Annotated in this window: 22 protein-coding genes; 16 read left to right on the forward strand and 6 right to left on the reverse strand. The window is 73.2% G+C overall.

All coding sequences use genetic code 11. The features are described 5' to 3' along the window. Positions 1-82: 82 nt before the first annotated feature. The gene (locus IE237_RS17645) at positions 83-529 is read left to right on the forward strand and encodes an SRPBCC family protein (protein ID WP_189802920.1); all 447 of its coding nucleotides are present in this window, start codon (positions 83-85) and stop codon (positions 527-529) included. On the opposite strand, the gene IE237_RS17650 is transcribed toward IE237_RS17645, so the two are convergent. After that, positions 513-1,394: an IclR family transcriptional regulator gene (locus IE237_RS17650; RefSeq protein ID WP_229842729.1), complete on the reverse strand. Its 882-nt coding sequence runs from the start codon at positions 1,392-1,394 to the stop codon at positions 513-515. The two genes, IE237_RS17645 and IE237_RS17650, sit on opposite strands and share 17 nt — an antisense overlap. Positions 1,395-1,576: 182 nt before the next feature. On the opposite strand from IE237_RS17650, the gene hsaA (IE237_RS17655) reads away from it, so the two are divergent. The 10 genes from hsaA (IE237_RS17655) to IE237_RS17700 all read left to right on the forward strand — a co-directional run bounded on the left by hsaA (IE237_RS17655) (position 1,577) and on the right by IE237_RS17700 (position 11,419). After that, on the forward strand, positions 1,577-2,746 hold the full coding sequence (gene hsaA, locus IE237_RS17655) for a 3-hydroxy-9,10-secoandrosta-1,3,5(10)-triene-9,17-dione monooxygenase oxygenase subunit (RefSeq protein ID WP_189802922.1): 1,170 nt from the start codon (positions 1,577-1,579) through the stop codon (positions 2,744-2,746). A gap of 117 nt (positions 2,747-2,863) precedes the next feature. Then, on the forward strand, positions 2,864-4,030 hold the full coding sequence (hsaA, locus tag IE237_RS17660; RefSeq protein WP_189802923.1) for a 3-hydroxy-9,10-secoandrosta-1,3,5(10)-triene-9,17-dione monooxygenase oxygenase subunit: 1,167 nt from the start codon (positions 2,864-2,866) through the stop codon (positions 4,028-4,030). A 12-nt stretch (positions 4,031-4,042) separates the two neighbouring features. Then, entirely contained in the window at positions 4,043-4,912 is an 870-nt protein-coding gene (hsaD, locus tag IE237_RS17665) for a 4,5:9,10-diseco-3-hydroxy-5,9,17-trioxoandrosta-1(10),2-diene-4-oate hydrolase (RefSeq protein ID WP_189802924.1), read from the forward strand. A 43-nt stretch (positions 4,913-4,955) separates the two neighbouring features. Further along, the gene (locus tag IE237_RS17670; protein WP_189802925.1) at positions 4,956-5,849 is read left to right on the forward strand and encodes a VOC family protein; all 894 of its coding nucleotides are present in this window, start codon (positions 4,956-4,958) and stop codon (positions 5,847-5,849) included. After that, on the forward strand, positions 5,837-6,325 hold the full coding sequence (locus IE237_RS17675; protein WP_189802926.1) for a flavin reductase family protein: 489 nt from the start codon (positions 5,837-5,839) through the stop codon (positions 6,323-6,325). The genes IE237_RS17670 and IE237_RS17675 overlap by 13 nt, the downstream gene beginning before the upstream one ends. After that, positions 6,325-7,194, forward strand: coding sequence for a MaoC/PaaZ C-terminal domain-containing protein (locus IE237_RS17680; protein WP_189802927.1), 870 nt, complete (start codon positions 6,325-6,327; stop codon positions 7,192-7,194). Before IE237_RS17675 ends, IE237_RS17680 begins: the two co-directional genes overlap by 1 nt. A 94-nt stretch (positions 7,195-7,288) precedes the next feature. Further along, entirely contained in the window at positions 7,289-8,968 is a 1,680-nt protein-coding gene (locus IE237_RS17685; protein WP_189802928.1) for an FAD-dependent oxidoreductase, read from the forward strand. 8 nt (positions 8,969-8,976) lie between these two features. Then, on the forward strand, positions 8,977-9,747 hold the full coding sequence (locus IE237_RS17690; RefSeq protein WP_189802929.1) for a glucose 1-dehydrogenase: 771 nt from the start codon (positions 8,977-8,979) through the stop codon (positions 9,745-9,747). Continuing rightward, positions 9,747-10,511: a glucose 1-dehydrogenase gene (locus tag IE237_RS17695; RefSeq protein ID WP_189802930.1), complete on the forward strand. Its 765-nt coding sequence runs from the start codon at positions 9,747-9,749 to the stop codon at positions 10,509-10,511. The genes IE237_RS17690 and IE237_RS17695 overlap by 1 nt, the downstream gene beginning before the upstream one ends. Next, positions 10,508-11,419, forward strand: a complete 912-nt coding sequence (locus IE237_RS17700) for an alpha/beta hydrolase (RefSeq protein WP_229842730.1) — start codon at positions 10,508-10,510, stop codon at positions 11,417-11,419. The genes IE237_RS17695 and IE237_RS17700 overlap by 4 nt, the downstream gene beginning before the upstream one ends. 108 nt (positions 11,420-11,527) lie before the next feature. On the opposite strand, the gene IE237_RS17705 is transcribed toward IE237_RS17700, so the two are convergent. Next, positions 11,528-13,150, reverse strand: coding sequence for a flavin-containing monooxygenase (locus IE237_RS17705; RefSeq protein WP_189802931.1), 1,623 nt, complete (start codon positions 13,148-13,150; stop codon positions 11,528-11,530). A gap of 13 nt (positions 13,151-13,163) precedes the next feature. Further along, the gene (locus tag IE237_RS17710; RefSeq protein ID WP_189802932.1) at positions 13,164-14,711 is read right to left on the reverse strand and encodes a FadD3 family acyl-CoA ligase; all 1,548 of its coding nucleotides are present in this window, start codon (positions 14,709-14,711) and stop codon (positions 13,164-13,166) included. Between the two features lie 291 nt (positions 14,712-15,002). Here IE237_RS17710 and IE237_RS17715 point away from each other — a divergent pair, with 291 nt between their 5' ends. After that, on the forward strand, positions 15,003-16,631 hold the full coding sequence (locus tag IE237_RS17715) for an ABC-F family ATP-binding cassette domain-containing protein (RefSeq protein WP_189802933.1): 1,629 nt from the start codon (positions 15,003-15,005) through the stop codon (positions 16,629-16,631). A gap of 64 nt (positions 16,632-16,695) precedes the next feature. Here IE237_RS17715 and IE237_RS17720 read toward each other — a convergent pair whose 3' ends face one another. Beyond that, positions 16,696-17,340: an L-threonylcarbamoyladenylate synthase gene (locus IE237_RS17720; protein WP_189802934.1), complete on the reverse strand. Its 645-nt coding sequence runs from the start codon at positions 17,338-17,340 to the stop codon at positions 16,696-16,698. Next, complete coding sequence (locus IE237_RS17725) at positions 17,337-17,969, reverse strand: carbonic anhydrase (protein ID WP_189802935.1); 633 nt, start codon at positions 17,967-17,969, stop codon at positions 17,337-17,339. Before IE237_RS17725 ends, IE237_RS17720 begins: the two co-directional genes overlap by 4 nt. A gap of 426 nt (positions 17,970-18,395) precedes the next feature. On the opposite strand from IE237_RS17725, the gene IE237_RS17730 reads away from it, so the two are divergent. The 3 genes from IE237_RS17730 (at position 18,396) to IE237_RS17740 (ending at position 22,421) form a co-directional block, all read left to right on the forward strand. After that, positions 18,396-19,559 (forward strand): alpha-hydroxy-acid oxidizing protein, encoded by a 1,164-nt coding sequence (locus IE237_RS17730; protein WP_189802936.1) that lies wholly within the window; start codon positions 18,396-18,398, stop codon positions 19,557-19,559. 132 nt (positions 19,560-19,691) lie between these two features. Further along, entirely contained in the window at positions 19,692-20,672 is a 981-nt protein-coding gene (locus tag IE237_RS17735; RefSeq protein WP_189802937.1) for a LysR family transcriptional regulator, read from the forward strand. Between the two features lie 147 nt (positions 20,673-20,819). After that, the gene (locus IE237_RS17740) at positions 20,820-22,421 is read left to right on the forward strand and encodes a M4 family metallopeptidase (protein ID WP_189802938.1); all 1,602 of its coding nucleotides are present in this window, start codon (positions 20,820-20,822) and stop codon (positions 22,419-22,421) included. Between the two features lie 54 nt (positions 22,422-22,475). Here the strand turns inward: IE237_RS17740 and puuE are convergent, their stop codons facing one another. Then, positions 22,476-23,384 (reverse strand): allantoinase PuuE, encoded by a 909-nt coding sequence (puuE, locus tag IE237_RS17745; protein WP_189802939.1) that lies wholly within the window; start codon positions 23,382-23,384, stop codon positions 22,476-22,478. Positions 23,385-23,560: 176 nt separating this feature from the next. On the opposite strand from puuE, the gene IE237_RS17750 reads away from it, so the two are divergent. After that, entirely contained in the window at positions 23,561-24,985 is a 1,425-nt protein-coding gene (locus IE237_RS17750; protein WP_189802940.1) for a tetratricopeptide repeat protein, read from the forward strand. Positions 24,986-24,999 lie beyond the last annotated feature (14 nt).

Consider the following 24,999-nt stretch of genomic DNA (forward strand, 5'->3'; position numbering starts at 1 on the left):
GGGGCACCCGCACGGGTGCCCCTGGAGGCATACCCGTACCCGTACCCGTACCCGTACCCGCACTCGTCACGAGGAGACGCCCGTGAACCCCCGTACGCTCGAACGCTCCGCCGTCGTCCCGGCCGCCCCCGACGCCGTGTGGGCGGTCGTCGGAGACTTCGGCGCTCTCGCCGACTGGCACCCCCACGTGCCGCCGTCCACGCCGGAGGACGGCGGTGACCCCGCCGCCCCCGGCACCGTCCGGGTCTTCGCGGTCGACGGCGTGGCCGTCGCCCGGGAGCGTCTGCTCGACCGCGACGAGCAGGCCCGCTCGTACCGCTACACCCTCCTCGACCCCGTCGTGCTCCCGGTCCACGACTACGTCGCGACCCTCGCCGTACGGCCGCACCCCGACGGTGCCGAGGTCACGTGGTCCGCCGCCTACCGGAGCGCCGACGACGTCGTCGCCCAGGTGGAGGCGGTCTTCGGGGACGGCACCTACGCCACCGGGCTCGCCGCCCTGCGGGCGCGGTTCACATCCAGTCGCTGAAACGCAGCCAGGCCATCATGTTGTCCATCGAGGGCTGCGGAATTCCCCCGGCGGCCCCCGCGCCGACGGGCTGAGCCCGCTTCTCCGGCTGCCGCCCCGGCCCGAACATCGACTGCCACACCGACCGCGCGCAGCCGCGCACGGCCGGCGCGAGCCGCTCCATCTCCCGGTGGACGCCGTGGCCGCTCACCGAGATCGCGGCGATGGCCCGGCCCGCGCCGCGCAGCGGAGCGGCCACGCAGAAGACCCCGCGGTACCCCTCCTCGTGGTCGAAGGCCACGCCGCGCTCGCGCGTCATCGCCAGCTCGCGGCGGAAGGACTCGGGGCGGGTGAGGGTGCGCGGGGTGCGCGGCCGCAGCCCGTCCCGTATGACCTGGTCCACCGCCGTGCCGTCGCCGAAGGCGAGGATCGCCTTGCCCGAGGCGGTGCAGTACGCCGGCTGCCGCCCGCCCATGCGCGAGGGCACGACGGAGTCGTCCGAGCCGCCGATCCGCTCCAGATAGACCACCTCGGAGCCGTCGAGCACGGTGAGGTGCACCAGATGGCCGGTGGACTCGTGCAGCGCGTGCAGATGGGGCAGTGCCGCCCGGCGGAGCCGGTTGTGGTGCGAGGCCATGGCGCCGAGCTCCAGCATGCCCATGCCCAGCCGGTAGTCGCGGCCCTCGCGCTCCAGCCAGCGCAGCTGGACCAGCTGATCGAGAATGCGGTGCGCGGAGGACCGGCGGATGCCCGAGCGCTGCACGACCTCGGTGAGGGTGAGCCGTGGCCCGGCGCTCTCGAAGGCGCTCAGCACCTTCGCCGCCTTCTCCAGCAGGGACAGAGGCGGCATCCCGGCCTCGACAGCCTCGACAGCACTGGTCGTCATCGGCACCTCCCACACGGACAGCACAGCCGATCGACCCCTGGCCGGGTCCGTAATCTCCGGTATTGCGTGGAGATTGCCAGAGGATGACAGGCGCTGGGAAGAGGGAGTTCCGTCTCGGAACAGTAACGCGTAGGTTCCCTGTCGTCACGGCGGACGAGACCGGAATCCGAGAGGGGCGCCCCATGCGCGACGACGACGTTCTCACGGCGGTCCGCGCCCTCGCCCCCGCCCTGCGCGAGCGCGCGGCCGAGGCGGAGAGGCAGCGCCGGGTGCCCGACGCCTCCGTCGGGGAACTGGAGGCCGCCGGCTTCTTCCGGCTGCTCCGGCCCCGCGCGTACGGCGGACTCGCCGCCGACCCGGCCGTCTTCTACGCCGCCGTGCACGAGATCGCCAAGGCATGCGGCTCGACCGGCTGGGCGGCGTCGGTCCTCGGTGTCCACCCCTGGTACGTGGCCCAGTTCGAGCCGCGGGCCCAGGAGGAGGTCTGGGGCGCGGACGGACCCACCCGGATCTGCTCCTCCCACGCCCCCACCGGGAAGGTCGTGCCCGTCGAAGGCGGCTACCGGCTCTCCGGCCGGTGGCACTTCTCCGCCGGCTGCGACCACGCCCACTGGGCACTGCTCGGCGGCGTCGTCGACGACCGTGACGGCCGCCCCGTCGACATGCTGACCTTCCTGGTGCCGCGCGCCGACTACCGCGTCGACGACGTGTGGGACACCGTCGGCCTGCGCGGCAGCGGCAGCAACGACATCCTCGTCGAGGACGCCTTCGTCCCCGCCCACCGGACCCTCGGCTACGGCCCCGTGACCGCGCTGCGCTGCCCCGGGCAGGACATCCACCCGGACCCGCTGTACCGGCTGCCGTACGCCGCCGTCTTCACCACCGCCGTCTCCACCGCGATGGTCGGCATCGCCGAAGGCGCCCACGAGGACCAGATCACCGCCGCCCGCGAGCGCCTGAAGGGCCCGCACGGCCGGCGGACCGCCGAGGACCCCTTCGCCCAGGTACGCATCGCCCGCGCCGCCGGCGAGATCGACGCCGCCCGGCTCCAGCTCCACCGCAACATGACCGACCTGTACGCGCTCGCCCGCGGCGGCGCCCCGATCCCCATGGAACTGCGCGCCCGCACCCGCCGGGACCAGGCGCTCGCCACCGAACGCGCCATCACCGCCGTGGACCTCCTCATGGAGAACGCCGGCCGGGGACCGCTGCGCGTCGGCGACGACGTCCTCCAGCGCGCCTGGCGCGACCTGCACACCGGCCACGGCCAGGCCGCCAACGACGTGGACCGGGCGCTGGTGCTCTACGCCCAGGACGCCCTCGGCATGGACGTCCACGACCCCATGCTCTGACCGCGCGGACCCTCCCGCGGGCGGGTTCCCGCTCAGTGGGAGCAGCGCATTTCGCTGCCGTACGGCACGCCGTACGGTCCTGGCATTCCCCCACCACGACCCGAAAGGGGATGCCCCATGGCCGATGACGTCCTGGCAGCGATCCGTGACCTCGCCCCCGCCCTGCGCGACCGCGCGGCCGAGGCCGAGACGCTGCGCCGCGTGCCCGACACCTCCGTCAAGGAACTGGAGGACACCGGCTTCTTCCAGCTGCTCCAGCCGAAGGCCTTCGGCGGCCGCGCGGCCGAACCGGTGGCCTTCTACACGGCCGTCAAGGAGATCGCCAAGGCCTGCGGATCGACCGGCTGGGTCGCCTCCGTGGTCGGCGTCCACCCCTGGCACGTCGCCCTCTTCGACCCCCGAGCCCAGCAGGAGGTGTGGGGCCAGGACCCCAAGACCCGCATCGCCTCCTCGTACGCGCCCACCGGCAAGGCCACCGCCGTCGACGGCGGCTTCCGGCTCTCCGGCCGGTGGCACTTCTCCTCCGGCTGCGACCACGCCCGCTGGGCGCTCCTCGGCTGCCTCGTCACCGACGGCGAGGGCAACCCGGTCGACATGCGCACCTTCCTCGTCCCCAGGTCCGAGTACCGGATCGACGACGTGTGGGACACCGTCGGCCTGCGCGGCACCGGCAGCAACGACGTCGTCGTCGAGGACGTCCTCGTCCCCGAGCACCGCGCGCTGAGCTTCGGCCCGGTCACCGCCCTGAAGGTGCCCGGCCACGAGATCAACCCCGAGCCGCTCTACCGGCTGCCCTACGCGGGCGTGTTCACCACCACCATCTCCACCCCGATCGTCGGCATCGCCGAGGGCGCCTTCGCGTCGTACGCCGAGGCCACGCGGCAGCGGTTCCGCGTCTCGTACGGGCAGAAGGTCGCGGAGGACCCCTTCGCACAGGTCCGGATCGCCCGCGCCGCGAGCGACATCGACGCGAGCTGGCTCCAGCTGACCCGCAACATGGCCGAGATGTACGCCCTCGCCGAGCGCGGCGAGGAGATCCCGATGGAGCTGCGCACCCGCACCCGTCGCGACCAGGTGCTCGCGACGGAACGCTCGGTCGCGGCCGTCGACCTCCTGATGGAGAACTCCGGCGGCAGCGCCATGCGGACCGGCCCCGGCCTCGTCCAGCGCGCCTGGCGCGACGCCCACACCGGCCGCGGCCACGCCGCCAACGACCCCGAGCGGGCCCTGGTCATGTACGGGCAGAGCGCGCTCGGCATCGACATCCAAGACACCATGGCCTGAGAGGCGGAGACGATGGCAGAGCTCACCCACGCGTCGACCTCCCGCACCGCCGAGGCGGCCGGGCTCACCCTCCACTACCACGAGGCCGCACCCGCGGACCGGGCGGACGCCCCCGTCGTGATCATGCTCCACGGCGGCGGCCCCGGAGCCTCCGCCTGGAGCAACTTCGGCCGCAACCTCCCCGTGTTCGCCGCGCACTTCCGCACGCTCCTCGTCGACCAGCCCTGCTTCGGCCGCTCCGACAAGCCGGTGCTCGACAAGGACTACTTCAGCTTCAGCGCCGGCGCCGTCGCCGCCCTCATGGACGAACTCGGCATCGAGCGGGCGCACTTCATCGGCAACTCCCTCGGCGGCGGCACGGCCGTCCGCATCGCCCTGAACCACCCGGACAAGGTCGGCAAGCTCCTCCTGATGGGACCCGGCGGGGTCTCCGTCAACCTCTTCGCCCCCGACCCGACCGAGGGCATCAAGCGGCTCTTCGAGTTCAACGCCTCGCCCGAGCCCACCAGGGAGCAGATGCGCGCCTTCCTCGGCGTCATGGCCTTCGACCAGTCGATCGTCACCGACGCACTCGTGGAGGAACGCTTCGCCTCGGCCACCGACCCCGACACCCGGCTCGGCAGCGCCCGGATGGGCGCCTCCTTCGCGAACCCCGCCTGGGCCGAGGACACGATGCTCTGGCGCGAGGCGCACCGGATCACCCAGCCGGTGCTGCTGACCTGGGGCCGCGAGGACCGCGTCAACCCCCTCGACGGCGCGCTGGTCGCCCTCAAGACCATCCCCGACGCGCGTCTGCACGTCTTCCCGCACTGCGGCCACTGGGCCCAGACCGAGCAGGCCGACGAGTTCAACCGCCTCGCCGTCGACTTCTTCTCCCACTGAACCTTCCGAACCATCCGTACCTTCCACCGAAGAGGTGCACACCATGGACATCCGTGCTCTCGGCTACCTCCGCCTGGAGACCACCACCCTGGACGAGTGGCGCCGCTACGCCCTCGACGTCCTCGGCATGGTGGAGGCGACCGGCACCACCGAGGACACCCTCTGCCTCCGCCTCGACGACCGCGCCCACCGCCTCGTCATCCAGGCCGGAGAGAGCGACCGGCTCCTCGCGGCCGGCTGGGAGGTGGCGAACGCCGCCGCGCTCGCCCGCGCCGCCGAGGAGCTGGAGGAGGCCGGCGTCGCCGTCAAGACCGCCGACCCCGCCGAGCTCGCCGAGCGCCGCGTCCAGGGCCTGATCCACGTCACGGACCCGGGCGGCAACCCCCTGGAGATCTACTGGGGCCAGGCGCAGGACCACACCGCGCTCGGCACCCCGTACGGCAACCGCTTCGTCACCGGCGACCTGGGCCTCGGCCACGTCGTCCTCCCCGTGCCGGACATCGAGGCCGCCCTCGACTTCTACGAGAACCTGCTCGGCTTCCAGCTGCGCGACTCCATGAAGCTGCCCCCGCAGGCCGTCCCGACCGCCACCGAGCAGCGGGACTTCCACTGGATGCACTTCCTCAGCCCCAACCGCCGCCACCACAGCCTCGGCCTCTACCCCGGCGCCCTGCCCCCCGGCATCGTGCACTTCATGGTGGAGCTGGAGACCCTCGACGACGTGGGCCGGGGCCTCGACCGCATGCACGCCGCGGGCATCCCCATCGCGTCCAGCCTCGGCCGCCACACCAACGACCGCATGGTGTCCTTCTACGCCCAGGCCCCCGGCGGTTTCCAGGTCGAGTACGGCTGGGACGGCCTCGTCGTCGACCCCGCCACCTGGGTCGCGAAGGAGATCACCGCCGACAGCTTCTGGGGCCACCAGTGGAACGGCTGATCCCGCCCTCCGAGTTCCGGGACGTGCTCGGGCGCTTCGCCAGCGGCATCACGGTGGTGGCGACGCTCGACGCCGACAGCGCGGAGCCGGTCGGCTTCGCCTGCCAGTCCTTCGCCTCGCTCTCCCTCGACCCTCCGCTGGTCATGCTGGCCGTCGGCAAGAACTCCACCAGCTGGCCGAGGATCGAGCGGTCGGGCCGCTTCTGCGTCAACATCCTCGCCGAGGACCAGCGGGCCACCTGCGCCGCGCTGGGCCGCAGCGGCCCCGACAAGTTCGCCGGGGTGCCCTGGAGCGTCGGCGAGCGCGGCACCGTGCGCGTCGACGGAGCCCTCGCCCACGTGGAGTGCGAGCTCGACGCCGTGTACGAGGCCGGCGACCACCATCTGGTCACCGCGCAGGTGGTGGCGCTCGACGCGGGCGAGGACGGCCGGCCGCTGCTGTTCTTCCGCAGCCGCTACGCCGTGGGCGCGTTCTGATGCCCCTCGACGTGGAGAAGGCGCTCTCCGCGCCGCCGGTGCGCACCGAGGTCGCCTGGGACGAGCGCGACGTACGGCTCTATCACCTGGCGCTCGGCGCGGGCGTCCCCGAGACCGATCCGCGCGAACTGCGCTACGTGTACGAAGGACACGAGCGGGGCCTCCAGGTCCTGCCCACCTTCGGAGTCGTCGCGGGCGGCACCGGCGGCGTCGGCTTCCAGGTCTTCGACCTGCCGGGCGTCGACATCGACCTGGCGGACGTGCTGCACGGCGGCCAGGAGATCACCGTGCACCGCCCGCTGCCCGTCGCCGCCCGCGCGACCGCGGTCACCCGGGCCGCGGCCGTGCACGACAAGGGCAGGGCCGCCGTCATCGTCCAGGAGTCCACCCTCCTCGGCGAGGACGGAGAGCCGCTGATCACCCAGCGCAACCAGATCTTCGTCCACGGGGAGGGCGGCTTCGGCGGCGACCGCGGTCCCTCCGAGCGCCTCCCCGCGCCCGACCGGGAACCCGATCTGGTGATGGAGATCCCGACGCTCCGTCAGCAGGCCCTGCTCTACCGGCTCACCGGGGACTGGAACCCGCTGCACGCCGACCCGGCCACCGCCCGCACGGCGGGCCACGACCGGCCCATCCTGCACGGGCTCTGCTCCTTCGGGATGGCGGTCAAGGCCGTCACCGACCGACTGCTCGGCGGCGACGCGAGCGCGGTCGCCTCCTGCCGCACCCGCTTCGCCGGGGTCTTCCTCCCCGGCGAGACCCTGCGGTTGCGCGTCTGGGACACCCCCGACGGCCACCGGCTGACGGCCACGGCCGCGGACCGCGCGGACGCGCCGGTCCTCACCGACGCGCGGATCACCGCGCGATGACCCGGCGGCCGGGGCGGGGGACGGCCCGCCCCGGCCGCCGACCCACCCGGGGCCCGTCCGCCGGACGGGTCCCGTCACGACCAGGGAGAACGCGATGAACGACACGTGGGACCACACGTACGACGTGGTGGTCGTCGGCTCCGGCGCCGCCGGCATGGCCGCGGCCATCACCGCCCGGCTGCGCGGCCTGACCGCCCTGGTGGTGGAGAAGACCGAGTACTACGGCGGCTCGACCGCCCTGTCCGGCGGCGCGATCTGGGTCCCGGACAACTTCCACCTGGACGAGGCCGGTCTCGGCGACACCCCCGAGAAGGCCCGCGCCTACCTGGACGCCACCGTCGGCGACCGGGTCCCCGCCGCACGCAAGGACGCCTACGTCGCCCACGGGCCGCGGATGGTGCGCGAGCTCCACGACCGCACCGACGTGCGGTTCGTCTACACCCCCGGCTACTCCGACTACTACCCCGAGCGGCTCGGCGGGTACCCGCAGGGCCGCTCCGTCGAACCGCAGGTCTTCGACTTCAGGAAGCTCGGCCCCGAGCAGCGCGCCACCATGCGCCGCGCCGGGCTCCCCACGTACGGCCTCACCATCACCTCCAAGGACTTCCGGCAGCTGAACATGGTCGGACGCACCTGGGCCGGCCGCCGCACCGCCGTCAAGGTCGGCGCCCAGGCGGTCAAGGCCCGGCTCTCCGGCCAGGAGCCGCTCTCCCTCGGCGAGGCGCTGATCGCCCGCATGCGGCACTCCCTCGACACCCTCGGCGGCGAACTGTGGCTCTCCGCCCCGCTGACCGGACTCGTCGAGGAGGGCGGCAGGGTCACCGGCGTCCGCGTCACCAGGGACGGCCGGATGCTCACGATCCGGGCGAACGGCGGTGTCGTGCTCGCCTCCGGAGGCTTCTCCCACGACCAGCGGCTCCGCGAGAAGCACCTGCCGGCGCCCACCTCCACCGAGTGGAGCTCCGCGGCCGAAGGACAGACCGGCGACGCCCTGGAACCGGCCGTGGCCCTCGGCGCCGCGACCGACCTGATGGACCGGGTCTGGGGCGCGCCCTCGGTCGTGCCCCCGGACGGGAAGCCGTTCTTCCTCGTCGCCGACCGCGGCATCCCCGGCATGGTGATCGTGAACCAGGCGGGGGAGCGCTACGCCAACGAAGCCGCCCCGTACCACGAGTTCGTCGACGCCATGTACGCGAACGACCGGCCCGGGGCGAGCACCGTGCCGTCCTGGCTGATCCTCGACGCCACCGCCAAGGCCCGCTACATCTTCATGGGCCTCTTCCCTGGCCAGGCGTTCCCCAAGCCGTGGCTGGAGAGCGGCTTCGTGAAGAGGGCCGCGACCGTCGAGGAGCTGGCCGCGCGCATCGACGCCGCCCCCGAGCGGCTGCGCGCCACCGTCGACCGCTTCAACGGCTTCGCCCGCGCCGGCCGCGACGAGGACTTCCACCGCGGCGAGAGCGTCTACGACCGCTACTACGGCGACCCGACGCTGCCCCGGCCCAACCTGGCGCCGCTGGAGAAGGGCCCGTACTACGCGGTCCCCGTCCACCCGGGCGACATCGGCACCAAGGGCGGTCTCGTCACCGACGCCACGGCCCGCGTGCTGCGCGAGGACGGCAGCGCCATCGACGGCCTGTACGCCTCCGGCAACGTCTCCTCCGCCGTCATGGGGGAGACCTACCCGGGCCCCGGCGCGACCATCGGCCCCGCCATGACCTTCAGCTGGCTCGCGGTCGACGACATCGCCCGTACGCGCTCCAGCGAGGCGCGGTGAGCGGCCCGATGACGGATCTGCGGGGCAGGACGGTCATCATCACCGGCGGGGCGCGGGGGATCGGCGCGGAGGCCGGCCGCGAGGCCGTCGAGTCCGGCGCGCGGGTCGTGCTCACCGACGTACGGGAGGAGGAGGGGCGAGCGGCGGCCGAACGGCTCGGCGGTCACGCCCGGTTCGTCCGCCACGACGTCACCTCCGAGGACGCATGGCGCGCGGTCGTCGACTTCACGGTCGACGCCTTCGGCCGGGTGGACGGCCTCGTCAACAACGCGGGCATCTCCGGCGGTTCCCACCGCCTGGAGGAGCAGACCGCCGAGGCGTTCCGCCGGGTCCTCGACATCGACCTCACCGGGGTCTTCCTCGGCATGCGGGCCGTGATCCCGGCGATGAGGCGGAACGGCGGCGGCTCCATCGTCAACATCTCCTCCGCGGCCGGCCTCATGGGCCTGGCGAGGACCGCCGGCTACGGCGCGGCCAAGTGGGGTGTGCGCGGGCTCACCAAGCTCGGCGCGGTGGAGCTCGGAGCCGACCGGATCCGCGTCAACTCCGTACACCCCGGCATGATCCACACCCCGATGACCGCCCATGTGGGCATCGAGCGGGGCGAGGGCAAGTACCCGCACACACCGATGGGCCGGGTCGGCGAGCCCCGGGAGATCGCGCGGGCGGTCGCCTTCCTGCTCTCGGACGCCGCCTCGTACGTCACCGGCGCCGAGCTCGCCGTCGACGGCGGCTGGACGACCGGCCCGACCCTCCGAGCGATCGAGGAGAACCGCTGATGCCCGTCGATCTGACAGGAAAGGTCGCGCTGGTCACCGGCGCGGCCCGCGGCATGGGCGAGGCCGAGGCCCGCCTGTTCGCCGCGCTCGGCGCGAAGGTCGTCCTCACCGACGTCCTGGAGGCGGAGGGGGAGGAGACGGCCGCCTCCCTCGGCGCCGCCGCCCGGTTCGTACGCCACGACGTGACCGACGAGGAGTCCTGGGCGGCAGCCGTGGCCGCCGCCTTGGACGCCTTCGGCAGGCTCGACGTCCTCGTCAACAACGCCGCGATCTACTCCACCTCGCCCATCACGGAGGAGGACCCGGCCCGCCTGGACGCCATCCTCCGCGTCAACCTCGTCGGCCCGTTCCTCGGCGTCCGCGCCGTCGCCGGCGCGATGAGGGAGACCGGCGGCGGTTCCATCGTCAACATCTCCTCGCAGGCCGGCCTCCAGGGCATCTGGGGGCACGGCGCGTACGGGGCCGCGAAATGGGGGCTGCGCGGTCTGACCCGGACGGCCGCGCTCGAACTCGGAGCGGACGGCATCCGGGTCAACTCCGTCCATCCCGGGGCCATCGCCACGGCGATGACCGCCCATCTGGGCACCAAGGAGCATCCCGGCACACCGCTGGGACGCGTGGGGGAACCCGAGGAGGTCGCCCGGCTCGTCGCCTTCCTCGCCTCCGACGAATCCTCCTACCTCTCCGGCGCCGAACTCGCCGTGGACGGCGGCGCGTCGGCGGGCCGCATGCCCCTCCTCACCCCGAAGGGAACGGACACGTGAACCGACCCGCCCCCGAGGTCCAGGCGGTCATCGACCTCGCCACCGCCGGCTTTCCCCCGCTGGCCACGGAGATGACGGACATCACCGAGGTACGCGCCTTCTTCGCCGCCCGCCCCCGGCCGGCCGTCCCCCCGCCCCCCGTAGCCCGCGTCGCGGACGAGGACGCCGACGGCGTGCCCGTCCGCGTCTACGACCCGGGTCTCCACGAGACCGCCCCCGTGATCGTGTTCTGTCACGGGGGCGGCTTCGTCCTCTGCGACCTCGACAGCCACGACCCCTTCTGCCGCTCCCTCGCCCTCGCCACGGAGGCGATCGTCGTCTCCGTCGACTACCGCCGTGCCCCCGAGCACCCCTTCCCCGCCGCTCCCGAGGACGCCTACACGGCCCTGCTGTGGGCGGCGGCGGCCTTCCCGGGCCGCCGGATCGCCGTCGCGGGGGACAGCGCGGGCGCCAACCTCGCCACGGTCCTCACCCTGCTCTCCCGCGACCGGGGCGGACCCGGGATCACCTGCCAGGCGCTCTACTACCCGATGCTCGACCCCACCCGCTCCCGCCCGTCGCACCGGGAGAACGCCCAGGGCTACTTCCTCACCGCCGACCACCTGCGCTGGTACTGGGACGGCTACCTGGCCTCCCCGGCGGACCGCACCAGCCCCTACGCGGCCCCGCTGGCGGGGGCCGACCTGTCCGGACTCCCGCCGGCCCAGCTGGTCACCGCCGGCTTCGACCCCCTGCGGGACGACGGCCTGGCGTACGCGGAGGCCCTGGCCGCCGCGGGCGTCCCCGTGGAGGCCCGCCACCACCCCGGGATGTTCCACGGATTCCTCTCCATGGCGGGCGCCCTGCCCGCGGCGGCCGAGGCCCGTGAGACCGCCTTCGCCGCTCTCCGCGAGGCCCTCAGGCGCTGACCGCGTGCCCGCGCGCGTGCGCCCCGCCCCCACCCGACGAGGTGGGGGCGGGGCGCTTTTCACGCGTCGGCCCGGATCGGCCCCGCATCAGGCCGTATCGGCCCCGCATCAGCCCTTATCTGCCCGTATCAGGGCAAACCCCTTGTATCCCGAGGCCGCCACGTCCGCGATGATCTCCCCGTACACGCCGAAGCCGCCGATGAACGGCATGAACACCCGTGGCTTCCCGGGGATGTTGGCCCCCAGGTACCAGGAGTCGGCCTCCGGGAACAGCGTGGCGGCGGCCCGGTCGCGGCACTGCGCCACCCACTGGTCGACGGCCTCCTCGCTCGCCTCGATCGCGCGGTAGCCGTGCTCGTCCAGGTGGCGCAGGCAGTCGCCGAGCCAGTCGCCGTGCTGCTCGGCGCAGAGCACGACGTTGGCCATGACGGACGGGCTGCCGGCGCCCGTGAGGCTGAACAGGTTCGGGAAGCCGTCGACGCCCAGGCCCAGATAGGTGCGCGGACCCCCGCTCCAGGCGTCCTTCAGACGCCGGCCGCCCCGCCCGCGGACGTCGACCCGGTCGATCGCGCCGGTCATGGCGTCGAAACCGGTGGCGAACACGATCGCGTCCAGCTCCACCCGGGTGCCGTCGGCCAGCACGATCCCGGTGGCGTCGATCCGTTCGATCGCGTTCTCCCGCAGGCTCAGGAGGCGCACGTCCGCGCGGTTGAACGTCTCGTAGTAGTGCGAGTCGGTGACGATCCGCTTGGTGCCGATCGGATGGTCCGTGGGCACCAGCAGGTCCGCGACGGCCGGGTCCTCGACGAGCGCGCGGACCTTCTCCTCCCAGAACGCGCGCGCCTCGTCGTTCGCCGCGCGGTCGGTGAGCTGGTCGGGGAAGGTCTTCGAGTACAGGACGCCGCCGAGCTCCCAGCGCTCCTCGAACGCGGCCCGCCGCTCGTCGGGGGACACGGCGAACGTCGCCGACGGGTGCGCCGCGTGCGGCGAGCCGCCGCCGCTGAGGCGCGAGAGCCGCCGCCGCTCGGCGTAGCCGGCCTTCTGCCGGCGGCGCGTCTCGTCGTCCAGGGGCTTGTTGCCCGCGGGGATGCTGAAGTTGGCGCTGCGCTGGAAGACGGTGAGGTGCGCCGCCTGCTCGGCGATCAGCGGGACCGCCTGGATGCCGGAGGAGCCGGTGCCGATCACGCCGACGCGCAGGCCGCCGAAGTCGACGCCCTCGTGCGGCCAGGAGCCGGTGTGGTACGTGGCGCCGGCGAACTCCCCGGCCCCCGGGATGTCCGGCACGTGGGCGCTGGAGAGGCAGCCGGTGGCGAACACGCAGAACCGGGCCGACACCACCTCGCCGGCGTCCGTGCGGACCGTCCAGCGCAGCGTCTCCTCGTCGAGCTCGGCCGAGGTCACCGAGGTCGCGAAGGTGTAGCTGCGGCGCAGGTCGAAGCGGTCGGCGACGTGGTGCAGATAGCGGACGATCTCGGGCTGCGTGGCGTACTTCTCGCTCCAGTCCCACTCCTGCTGGAGCTCCTCGTCGAAGGAGTAGGAGTAGTCCACGGACTCCACGTCGCAGCGGGCGCCGGGGTAGCGGTTCCAGTACCAGACGCCGCCCACGTCGTCCCCGCGCTCGAAGCCGCGCACACTGTGGCCGAGACCGCGCAGCTTGTGCACGGCGTACAGCCCCGTGACACCCGCTCCGACGACGACGACGTCGACGTACTCGGTGGTGCTGTCGTTCACGTTCGTACTCTCCTCATCGGGTGGTGGTGGTCCCCGCCGACCGGCGCAGCGCCTTCTTGTCGACCTTGCCCGCCGCGTTGTGGGGGAGGGCCGGGAGGGCGTGGAAGGCGCGCGGGACCTTGAAGTTGGCCAGCCGCTCACGCGTGTACGAGGTCAGCTCGGCCGCGTCGAGCGGAGCCCCGGCCACCGGAACGCAGTACGCGACGCCGACCTCCCCCAGCCGGGCGTCCGGCGCGCCGACGACCGCCGCGTCCAGGACGGCCGGGTGGCCGCGCAGCACCTGCTCCACCTCCGCCGGATACACGTTGAACCCGCCCACCACGAACATGTCCTTGAGCCGGTCGGTGATCCGCAGGAAGCCGCGCTCGTCGAGCACCCCGACGTCCCCGGTGTGCAGCCAGCCGTCCGCGTCGACGGCCCGGGCGGTGGCCTCGGGGTCGTCGAGGTAGCCGTGCATCACGTGGTAGCCGCGGGTGAGGATCTCGCCCGGCTCCCCGGGCGGGGCGTCGATGCGCAGCTCGGTGCCCTCCAGGGCGGTTCCCGAGGTGCGGGCCAGGGTCTCCGGGGACTCGTGCGGCGGACAGATCGCGACCACGCCCGTGGACTCGGTGAGACCGTACGCGGTGTTGACGCTCCGCGCGCCGAGGGACGTCCTGATCTCCTCGATGAGCGTGGTGGGGATGTTCGCCGCGCCCGTGACCGCCATCCGCATCGCCGTCAGGTCGTACGCCGCGCGGTCGGGATGGCGGATGAGCGAGGTGAAGACCGTCGGCGCGCCGGTCAGCACGGAGATGCGCTCGTCCGCCATCCGGCCGAGGACGGCCTCCGCGTCGAAGACCCGCTCCGGGACGATCGTGGCGCCGTGCAGCAGGCAGGCGAGGATGCCGGCCTTGTACCCGAAGGTGTGGAAGAAAGGGTTGACGAGGAGGTGGCGGTCGCCGCGCCGGAGGGTGACCGTACGGGCCCAGGCGTCGTACACGCGCAGGTTCTGTCCGTGGGTGGTGGGCACGCCCTTGGGGCGGCCCGTGGTGCCGGAGGTGAAGAGGATGTCGGCGGTGTCGGCGGGGCGCACGGCGGCGGAGCGGGCCAGCCGGTCCTCCCTTGTCACCCGGTCGGCACTCGACAGGAAGCGCGGCCAGTCCGCGGAGTGCAGGGTCACCGTCCGCTCCAGGAGCGGGAGTTCCTCCCCGGAGGCCGCGAGCAGCGCACGGTAGTCCGTCCCCAGGAAGTCGTGCTCGGTGAAGAGCAGCCGGGTACGGGAGCGGCGCAGGATGTCGGCGGCCTCGGCCGCCTTGTAACGGGTGTTCACCGGGACCAGCACTCCGCCGGCCGCGACGGCGCCGAGGGCGGCCACCACCCAGCGCGCGCTGTTGGGCGCCCACACGGCGACCGGGTCGCCCGGGCGCACCCCCTGCGCGATCACCGCGCGCGCCACCCGGTCGACCCGGTCACGCAGCTCCGCGAACGTCCAGCGCTCCTCGCCGAAGACGAGGGCCTCCTCATCCCCGTACCGCTCCGCGGCCCAGTCCGCGAGCCTGGCGATGGTCTGCGCGCCCCTCATGATCTGTCACGTCCTCCCTGCTGCCCCGTCCCCCCGGGCGGGGCGCGGGCGGTGGAACCACAGCGGACCGGAGCCTGTCAGGGAGGACCGCCGCGGCGCAGGCCCCGATTCCCGCTCACCGGGAAGGTGCGCGCCACGAGGACCGGCCGCCGTACGAAATTCGGGTGCAGACGATACGTATCGTCTTGTACCGTGGAGGCATGCGCTTCCACCACTTCCTCTGAGTCCGGGCACGGCCGTCGTCGCCGTTTCCGATGCCCCTCGACACCCCACACCCAGGAAAGTGCCGCCATGCGTGAACGCGCACAGCTCGCCGTCAAGGTCGTCACCAAGTCCTACGGCCTCCGGACCGTCCTCGACCAGGTCTCCTTCACCGTCCGCCCCGGCGAGAAGGCCGCCGTCATCGGCGAGAACGGCTCCGGCAAATCCACCCTCGTACGGCTGCTCGCCGCGGCCGAGACCCCCGACGCCGGGGAGGTCACCGTCGACTTCCCCGGCGGCGTCGGCCACCTCGGCCAGACCCTCGACCTCGCCGCGGACCGCACGGTGCGGGACGCCGTCGACCTCGCCCTCGCCGAGATCCGGGACATGGAACGCCGGCTCCGCGCGGCCGAGCAGAACCTCGGCCAGGCGTCGCCGGACGAACTCACCGCGTACGGCGAGCTGCTCCTCGCCTACGAGGAACGCGGCGGATACGAGGCCGACGCCCGCGTCGACGCCGCCTTCCACGGCCTCGGGCTCGCCGGGATCACCCGCGACCGCGCGCTCGGCTCGCTCTCCGGCGGCGAGCGGTCGCGGCTCGCGCTCGCCGGAGTACTGGCCGCCGACCCCGAGCTGCTGCTCCTCGACGAGCCGACCAACCACCTCGACGCGGCGGCCGTGCACTGGCTCGGGGAGCGGCTCCGCGCCCATCGCGGGACCGTCGTCGCCGTCACCCACGACCGCGGCTTCCTGGAGCACGTCGCCACCACGATCCTCGAGGTGGACCGGGACGAGCGGACGGTGCGCCGGTACGGCGACGGCTGGGCCGGCCACCGCACCGCGAAGGCCGCCGCCCACCGCCGCGCCGAGCAGGATCACGCGGCCTGGCTCCAGGAGACGGCCCGCGCCGAGGAACTGCTCGACGCCGCCGGGCGACGGCTGGCGAGCACCGGCAAGGACCCGGGGCAGGGCTTCGGCAAGCACCGCCGCTCCCACGAGGCGAAGCTCGGAGGGCAGGTGCGGGCGGTCCGGGAGCGGCTGTCCCATCTGCGGCGCAACCCGGTGAAGGCCCCGCCGGAACCGCTGCGGTTCCGCGTGGCGCTGCCGACGGCCGAGGAGGGGCCCCGCGACGACGGCCCCCTCGCCGAGCTCCACGGCGTCCAGGTCGGCGAGCGGCTGCGACTCGACGGGCCGCTGGCCGTCGCGCCCGGGCAGCGTCTGCTGGTCACGGGAGAGAACGGGGCGGGCAAGACGACCCTGCTGCGCGTCCTGGCGGGCGACCTCGAACCGGACGCCGGCACGGTGCGGCGGCCCGCGCGGATCGGCTACCTCGCACAGGAGCTGCCCGAGCGCTCCACCCGGCTCCCCCTGCTCGCCGCCTTCGCCGCCGGCCGGCCCGGGCCGCCGGAGGAGTACGCCGAGGAGCTCCGGGCGCTGGGCCTGTTCCGCGAGGAGGACCTGCGGGTGCCGGTCGCGGAGCTGTCCGCGGGGCAGCGTCGGCGGCTGCAGATCGCCCGCCTGGTGATCCGGCCCGCGGACCTCCTCGTCCTCGACGAGCCGACCAACCACATCGCGCTCGACCTGGTCGAGGACCTGGAGACGGCGCTCGCTGCCTACCCGGGAGCCGTGGTCGTGGTCTCCCACGACCGCGGCTTCCGCGAGCGGTTCCCCGGCGATCGCCTGGAGCTGCGCGGCGGCCGGAGGCGGGTCCGTCCCTGACGGGCGGACGGAAGGACCGGCGGGCCGGAGGCGCGGCGCTCCCCGAAAGGCGGGTGCGTGGCGGTCAGCGCACGGTCAGACCGGGTGCGACCGCCGCCAGCTCCGCCGCGGACAGGACACCCTCCCGTACGAGGACCGGGGCGTCGCCGGTGAGGTCGACGATCGACGACGACACCGGTCCGGCGGTCCGGCCGCCGTCGAGGTACACCGCCACGGAGTCACCCAGCATCCCGAAGGCCGCGTCACAGTCCTCCGGCGAGGGCCGGTCGGTGAGGTTCGCACTGGAGACGGCCATCGGGCCGGCCGCCGCCAGCAGGTCGAGCGCGAGGGGGTGGTCGGGCATCCGCACGGCCACCGTCCCGCCGGTCTCGCCCAGGTCCCAGTCGAGCGAGGGCCGGTGGCGCAGCACCAGCGTCAGACCGCCCGGCCAGAACGCCCCGATCAGGTCCTCGGCGATCCCCGGCAGGTCCGCGACCAGGTCGTCGAGGGCCTCCTTCGAGCCGACGAGCACGGGGGAGGGCTTGTGCCGGCCCCGTCCCTTCGCGGCCAGGAGACCGGCGACGGCCCGCGGATCGAAGGCGTCGGCGCCGACCCCGTACACGGTGTCCGTCGGGAGCACGACGAGACGGCCCTGCCCGAGAGCGGTGACCGCCGCGTCGATGCCGGCCGCGCGGGCCGACGGGTCCGAGCAGTCGAAGCGCGGGCTCATCGGGTCGCTCCCTCCATGCTCTCGACGCCGTGCGACGTCACCATCCGGGCGCTTCCCTCGGCGAGCTGGTAGGCCAGCCCCACGACCGCCACCTCGCCCGTCTCCACCTGCTCCGACAGGACGCGGGAACGGTCCATGAGCAACTGCGCCGTGTGCCTTATGTGCTCGTCGATGATGTCGCTGTCCTCCGTGAGGCCGGCGGCGCGGGCCGCCAGGACGCTCGGCGTCACACGCTCCACCACGTCCCGGACGAATCCGGCCGCGGGCAGACCGTTCTCCACCGCGGCCCGGGCCGCCGCGACGGCGCCGCACGAGTCGTGGCCGAGGACGACGACCAGCCGGCAGCCGAGCACGCTCGTGGCGTACTCGACGCTGCCCAGCACCTCGGCCCCCAGCACGTGGCCCGCGGTCCGTACGACGAACAGGTCGCCGAGCCCCTGGTCGAAGATGATCTCCGCCGCGAGGCGCGAGTCGGAGCAGCCGAGGATGACCGCGAACGGCTCCTGCCCGGGTGTGAGCTGCGCGCGGCGCGCGGCGTCCTGATTGGGGTGCTCGGGCGTCCCGGCGACGAAACGGCGGTTGCCGGCGAGCATGGCGTCGAGCGCGACCGAAGGAGAGGTACGAGGCATGCCACCCACTGTAACGAGCCATGCCCGGCCCGCCTCCGGCCGGTCCCGGTCCCGGAGACGGTGCCCGTGCCGGTCGCGGCGCCGGGGCCCGGCCCGTGCCGACACCGTCCCGGACCGTGCGGGACGGTCTCGCAGCGGTCCGATCAGTCCGGTCTCGTACGCGAAGACCACCCCGCACGCGGCCGCGCAGCCCCGGCTCGGCCAGGACCCGGCCGAGATGCTTCCTCACCGTGGGCTCCGCCAGGTGCGTGACGGCGGCGATCTCGGCGTGGGTCAGGCCGCGCGCGATGCCCGGGAAGCTCACCCCGGAAACCCCTCCGACCGGTGAGAAGACGGTCCGTCCGACCTGACCCGGGGTAACCTCGCCGACGCAGATCTCCGCCGGGGGCGTCGAGTGACACGACCCTCCTCACAGGAAGGCACGTCATGGCGACGCAGTTCGGCGACTACCAGAACGAGATCTACCTCAACGGGCTGGGCGGGGTGACGCCCGCGCTGCCGATGACCTACGCCGAACTGGAGGCGAAGGCCCAGGGCGCCCTCCCTCCGTCCGTTCTGTCCTATGTGGCCGGCGGCGCCGGTGACGAGTTCACGCAGCGCGCCAACGTCCGCGCCTTCGAACGGTGGGGGCTGTACCCGCGGATGATGGTCGGCGCGGCCCGACGCGACATGACGGTGGACCTGTTCGGTCACACCCTGCCCTCGCCGCTCTTCATGGCGCCCGTCGGCGTGATCGGGCTCTGCGCCCAGGACGGCCACGGCGACCTGGCCACCGCCCGCGCGGCCGCCCGCACCGGCGTGCCGATGGTGGCGTCCACGCTGACCGTCGACCCGCTGGAGCAGGTCGCCGCCGCATACGGCGACACGCCCGGCTTCTTCCAGCTCTACACCCCCACCGACCGGGACCTGGCCGCGAGCCTGGTCCACCGGGCGGAGACGGCCGGGTTCAAGGGCATCGTCGTCACCCTCGACACCTGGGTCACCGGCTGGCGTCCGCGTGACCTGGCCGCGGGCAACTTCCCGCAGCTGCGCGGGCACTGTCTCGCCAACTACTTCACCGATCCGGTCTTCCGCGCCCGGCTGGCCAGGTCGCCCGAGGAGGACCCGGGGGCGGCGGTGCTGGAGTGGGTGGGGATCTTCGGCAACCCGCTGACCTGGGACGACCTCCCCTGGCTCCGCTCCCTGACGGACCTTCCGATCATCCTCAAGGGCCTCTGCCACCCGGAGGACGTCCGCCGTGCCAGGGACGGCGGGGTCGACGGGATCTACTGCTCCAACCACGGCGGGCGCCAGGCCAACGGCGGCCTGCCCGCCCTGGACGCGCTGCCCGCCGTGGTCGAGGCGGCCGACGGTCTGCCGGTCCTCTTCGACTCCGGAGTCCGCAGCGGCGCGGACGTGATCAAGGCCCTCGCCCTCGGCGCGACCGCAGTCGGCGTCGGCCGCCCGTACGCCTACGGGCTCGCGCTCGGCGGCACGGACGGCGTCGTCCACGTGCTGCGCTCACTGCTCGCCGAGGCCGACCTGATCATGGCCGTGGACGGTTACCCGGCGCTGTCCGACCTCACCCCCGAGGCCCTCGTACGTCTCTGAGCCGGAGATTTTGCCGTCCCGTGGTTGCCGCCCCGACAGCTCCGTCGGATCTTGGTCACCATGCCCTCGGGCAGCTGGTACTGCTGGTCACGGGGGGTGCAAGGGGCCCTCCGCCCTGAGCGGGGAATGTACATGCACCTCGAGTTCCGGCACCTCCGTGTCCTGCTCACCGTCGCCGAGGCCGGCAGCATCCGCGGAGCCGCCGCACGTCTGCAGCTGTCCCAGCCCGCCACGAGCGCCCAGTTGAAACGGATCGAACACGAGCTGGGCGGGCCGCTCTTCATCCGCAGCGCCGAGGGCGTGAAGCCGAACGAGAACGGTCAGTACGTCCTGCGCTGCGCGCGGGACCTCGTGCTCGGCTTCGACCGGCTGCGCGAGCACGCGCGCGCGGCCGCCGAGACGGACCGGGGGACCGCCGCGCCGCTGCGGGCGGGAGGCACGGCCGGACCTCTGGTGTCCCTGCTGATATCCGCCCTCTTCGAGCTCGTCCCGGAGAGCCGGCTCACCATCGACGCCCGCCGTTCGGTGCACACCCTGGTGAAAGCCCTGAGTCAGTCGAAATGCGACATCGCGGTGTTCGGTGAGTTCCCGGGCTTCCCCCTGCCGGTCGGCGAGTCGGTGGTGACGCGCACGCTGCTGCGTGAACCGGTGTTCGTCCTGCTCGCCGAGGACCACCCGCTGGCGCGGCAGGAGCGGGTGAGCCTGAGCGACCTCAGCGACGAGGAATGGGTCATGCCGGAGGCCGACGAGAGCGGTGTGCACGCGTACCTCCATCTGACCTGTCAGTCGGCGGGGTTCAGTCCGCGCATCGCGCACGTCACACCGGACCTGTCCGTGGCGCAGATCCTCGTCGCCGGCCGGCGTGCCGTCTGCGGGGTGTGGCCGAGCGCCGATGTCCCCGCCCAGGGCACCGTGCAGCGGCCGCTCGTGGACGTCCCGTTCCACCGGCGGCTGCAGTTGGCCTGGAATCCGGAGTCGGTTCCGCCCGAGCTCGCCGACGCGGTGGGCGAGCGCCTGTCGGCGGCGTATCTGTCGCTGGTGCGAGAGCGGCCCCAGTACCTGGCCTGGTGGGCGGACGGCGGCGAGGAGTTCGCGCTCGGCGCGGACGGATGACCGCCCGGGGTGCGGTTCCCCGCCCCCTATAGCTCCCCAGTTGTATCCCACATGGGATCACGTCAGGAACATGTCACCTGGTGAACACTTCGCGTCAACGTCCCAGGACGTCGTCACCCCCCACGACGAGCGAAGGAACACCCCGTCATGCCCCGTCCCCTCCTTGCCCTCTCCACGATGGTGGCCGCCGCCGTCGTCACCACCGGCGCCCTGGCCGTGCCGGCGTACTCGCAGCCCGACGAGGCCCGGCAGGCGGCCTCCGTCCGTGACACGGCGATATCCCGGGCCCAGGCGAACGTGACCCGGCACGCCGACACCTTCGGTTTCGGCGCGGGCCAGAAGCTCCACGTCAAGGACGTCGTGATCGACGCCGACGGCACCCAGCACGTCCGCTTCGAGCGGACCTACCGCGGCCTCCCCGTCGTCGGAGGCGACTTCGTCGTCCACCAGAAGGCCGGCGGTGCGCTCAAGGGTTCCACCCACGCCAAGGCCCGCAAGGTGGCGCTCGCGTCCGTGACCCCCGGGGTCGACGCGCGAGGCACCGCGGCCGGCGCCCTGAAGCGCTCGACCGGACTGGTCAAGGACGCCAGGTCCACCCCCGAGCTGATCGTGTGGGCCGCCGACGGCACGCCCCGCCTGGCCTGGCGCACCACCGTGCAGGGCCTGGGCGACAAGGGCCAGCCGCACGGCGAGGTCTTCGTCACCGACGCCACCACCGGCGCCGCGATCGAGAACTACGACACCGAGCACGAGGCGGCCGGCACCGGCCACTCCGAGTACACCGGTGACATCACCCTCGACACCACCCAGCAGGCCAACGGCACCTTCGCCCTGATCGACCCGGTCCGCGGCCACATCACCAAGGACGCCCGCAACGTCTCGTCCTCGTCCCTGAACAGCTCCTCCGGCACCCTGTTCACCGACGCCGACAACATCTGGGGCGACGGCCGGAAGTTCTCCACGGACCGCGCCACCGCGGCCGTCGACGCGCACGCCAACACCGCGAAGACGTACGACTACTACAAGAGCACCTTCGGCCGCAACGGCATCAAGAACGACGGCCGCGGCGCCACCGTGTTCGTCCACGTCGGCACCAACTGGGACAACGCCCAGTGGTCGGACTCCTGCTTCTGCATGATGACCGGCGACGGCAACGGCACCGTCGACCCCGAGCAGGTCGACCTCGACACCATGGGCCACGAGATGACCCACGGCGTCACCTCGGCCACCGCCAACCTGCGCTACAGCGGCGAGTCCGGCGGCCTCAACGAGGCCACCAGCGACATCTTCGGCACGATGGTGGAGTGGTACGCGAACAACACCGTCGACAAGCCCGACTACCTCTTCAGCGACCAGTCCACCCCGCCGTGGCTGCGCCGCATGGACAAGCCGTCGCTGGACGGCCGCTCCGCCGACTCCTGGTCGAAGTCCGTCGGCCGGCTCGACGTGCACAACTCCTCCGGAGTCGGCAACCACTGGTTCTACCTCGCCAGCGAGGGCAGCGGCACCAAGACCATCAACGGCGTCACCTACAACAGCCCGACGTCCAACGGCTCCACCGTCACCGGCATCGGCAACCAGAAGGCCGCCGCCGTCTGGTACCGGGCGCTGACCGTCTACATGACCTCCACCACGGACTACAAGGGCGCCCGCACCGCGACCCTGAACGCGGCGAAGGACCTGTACGGCGCCACCAGCCCCGAGTACGCCACGGTGGCGGCGGCCTGGGCCGCGGTCAACGTCGCCTGACGCACCACCCGGTCCCGAGGACCGAAAGGGGCCCCGCCGGACCGGCGGGGCCCCTCAGGCCGTCGGAGGGTGCGTGGCCAGCCAGTGCCGGGCGATCTGTTCGCGCGTGGCGACCCACGCCCCGCCGCGCCGGGCGACGTACCGCAGGAACGCGTCGAGCGCCCGGATGCGGCCGGGCCGGCCGATGATCCGGCCGTGCAGACCGACGCTCATCATGCGGGGGCGCTCGGCCCCCTCCGCGTGCAGGGCGTCGAAGGTGTCGACGAGGTACGTGAGCATGTCGTCCGCGGTCGTGAACCCGTGGACGAGCAGGAACTTGAAGTCGTTGGCGTCCAGGCTGTACGGCACCACGAGGTGCGGCCGGCCGGCCGCCTCGACGTAGAAGGGCAGATCGTCCGAGTAGTCGTCGGAGTCGTAGAGGAAACCGCCTTCCTCGACGACGAGGCGCCGCGTGGCGGAGCTGGTGCGCCCGGTGTACCAGCCGACGGGCCGGCGTCCGACGAGCCGTTCGATCGTCGCGGTCGTGCGGGCGACATCGGCGCGCTCGACCTCCTCGGGCACCTCGCGGTGGTCGATCCACCTCCAGCCGTGCCCGGCCACCTCCCAGCCGGCGGCGCCCATGGCGCGCGCCGCGTCCGGATTTCGTTCCAAGGCCTGCCCGACGGCGTGGACGGTGACGGGCACACCGTGCGCCCCGAGCGTGCGGTGGACGCGCCAGAACCCGGCCCGCGAGCCGTAGGCGAACATCGACTCGACGTTCAGATCACGTCCGCCCGTCACCGGTGGCGCACCGACGACCTCGTGGAGGAAGGACTCCGAGGCCGGGTCGCCGTCGAGGACGTTGGCCTCGCCGCCCTCCTCGTAGTTGAGGACGAGACTGACGGCCACGCGGGCGCCACCGGGCCAGGCGGCGCGCGGCGGCTCGGCGCCGTAGCCGACGAGGTCGCGCTGGTGCTCGGACACGGTCGGCACCGTACCGCCGGACCACCGCCGTACGAAGGGGACACAGGGCGGGGCGCCGGTCGGTTCACCTGTTCAGGGACTGTGCCACGGCGCCCGTTGCTGGCTCCATGGGGAGACGGCGTCCCCCGTCGGGACGCCGATCCGATGGAACGGCTCTCATGACGAGGTGATCGACGTTGGCGACCGACCGGTACGGCCACGACGTGTACAACGGCACATCAGAGGCGGCCGCGCACCTGGACCGTGCCGTGGAGGCCCTGCTCTTCTTCCGCCCCGAGGTGACCGAGGCGGTCGACGACCTGCTGGAGGCCGCCCCCGCCTCACCGGTCGCGCACGCCTTCGCGGCCTACCTGGGCGTGCTGGGCACCGAGCCGGCCGGCGCCGCGGCGGCGAGGCGGCGCTTCGACGGATTCGCCGCCGGTCTCGACGTGGCCCGGCTGCCCGTGCGCGAGCGGCTCCACACGGCCGCCGCCGAGAGCCTGCTCGCGGGCGACCTGCGGCGGGGGAGCGCGCTCCTGGAGGAGCTGACGGTGGCCCACCCGCGCGACGCGCTCGCACTCTTCGTGGGGCACCAGCTCGACTTCCTCACGGGTGACGCCCCGCTGCTGCGCGACAGGATCGGCGGTGCCCTGTCCGCCTGGGACGAGGACGACCCCCACCGGGGCCCGATCCTGGGCATGTACGCGTTCGGTCTGGAGGAGTCCGGGCACTACGCGCACGCCCGGGAGACGGGATCCGCCGCGGTCGAGCGGAACCGCCATGACGTGTGGGCCATCCACGCCGTCGTGCACACGTACGAGATGCAGGGACGGTTCGCGGAGGGCATCGCCTATCTCGACGCGCGCACCGACGACTGGTCCGAGGGCACCTTCCTGACGGTCCACACCTGGTGGCACTACGCGCTCTACGCCCTGGAGGCGGGCCGCACGGAGACGGCGCTCGGCATCTACGACGCGGCCCTGCACAACGAGGAATCCAGAGGGCTGGCGATGGAGCTCCTGGACGCGGCGGCCATGCTGTGGCGATTCCATCTGGCGGGATCGGATCAGACCCGCCGGTGGGAGGCGCTCGCGGACGCCTGGTCCGCGCGGGCGGATCCTCCGTTCTACGCCTTCAACGACGTGCACGCGGTCATGTCGTACGTCGGCGCCGGCCGGGTCACGGAGGCGCGACGGCTGATCGACGACCGCCGCCGCTGGCTGACGGAGCCGGCCGCGGGCGCGGTCAGCAACCACGCGATGACCGCGAACGTGGGCCTGCCCGTGTGCGAGGCGCTGGTCGCGCACGCCGGAGGAGACCACGACACCGTCGTGGAACTGCTGTGGCCGCTGCGCCGGCGCCTCCACGAGTTCGGCGGCAGCCACGCCCAGCGCGACGCACTCCAGAAGACCCTGGTCGAGGCGGCCCTGCGGTCCGGGCGGCACGACATGGCGCGCGTCCTGATCAGCGAGCGGACCGCGCTGCGTCCGGACAGCCCGTACAACTGGCTGAGCAGGGCCCGGCTGGCGGACTCGGTGGGCGACGCCGCCCGGGCCGCCGTCGCGCGCGACCGGGCGAACCGGCTCGGCCGGTGCGGAGACCTCGTGTCGGACCGGTTCTGACGAGAGCACCTCTG

This window comes from Streptomyces tanashiensis (assembly GCF_014648895.1).
Lineage (GTDB): Bacteria > Actinomycetota > Actinomycetes > Streptomycetales > Streptomycetaceae > Streptomyces > Streptomyces tanashiensis.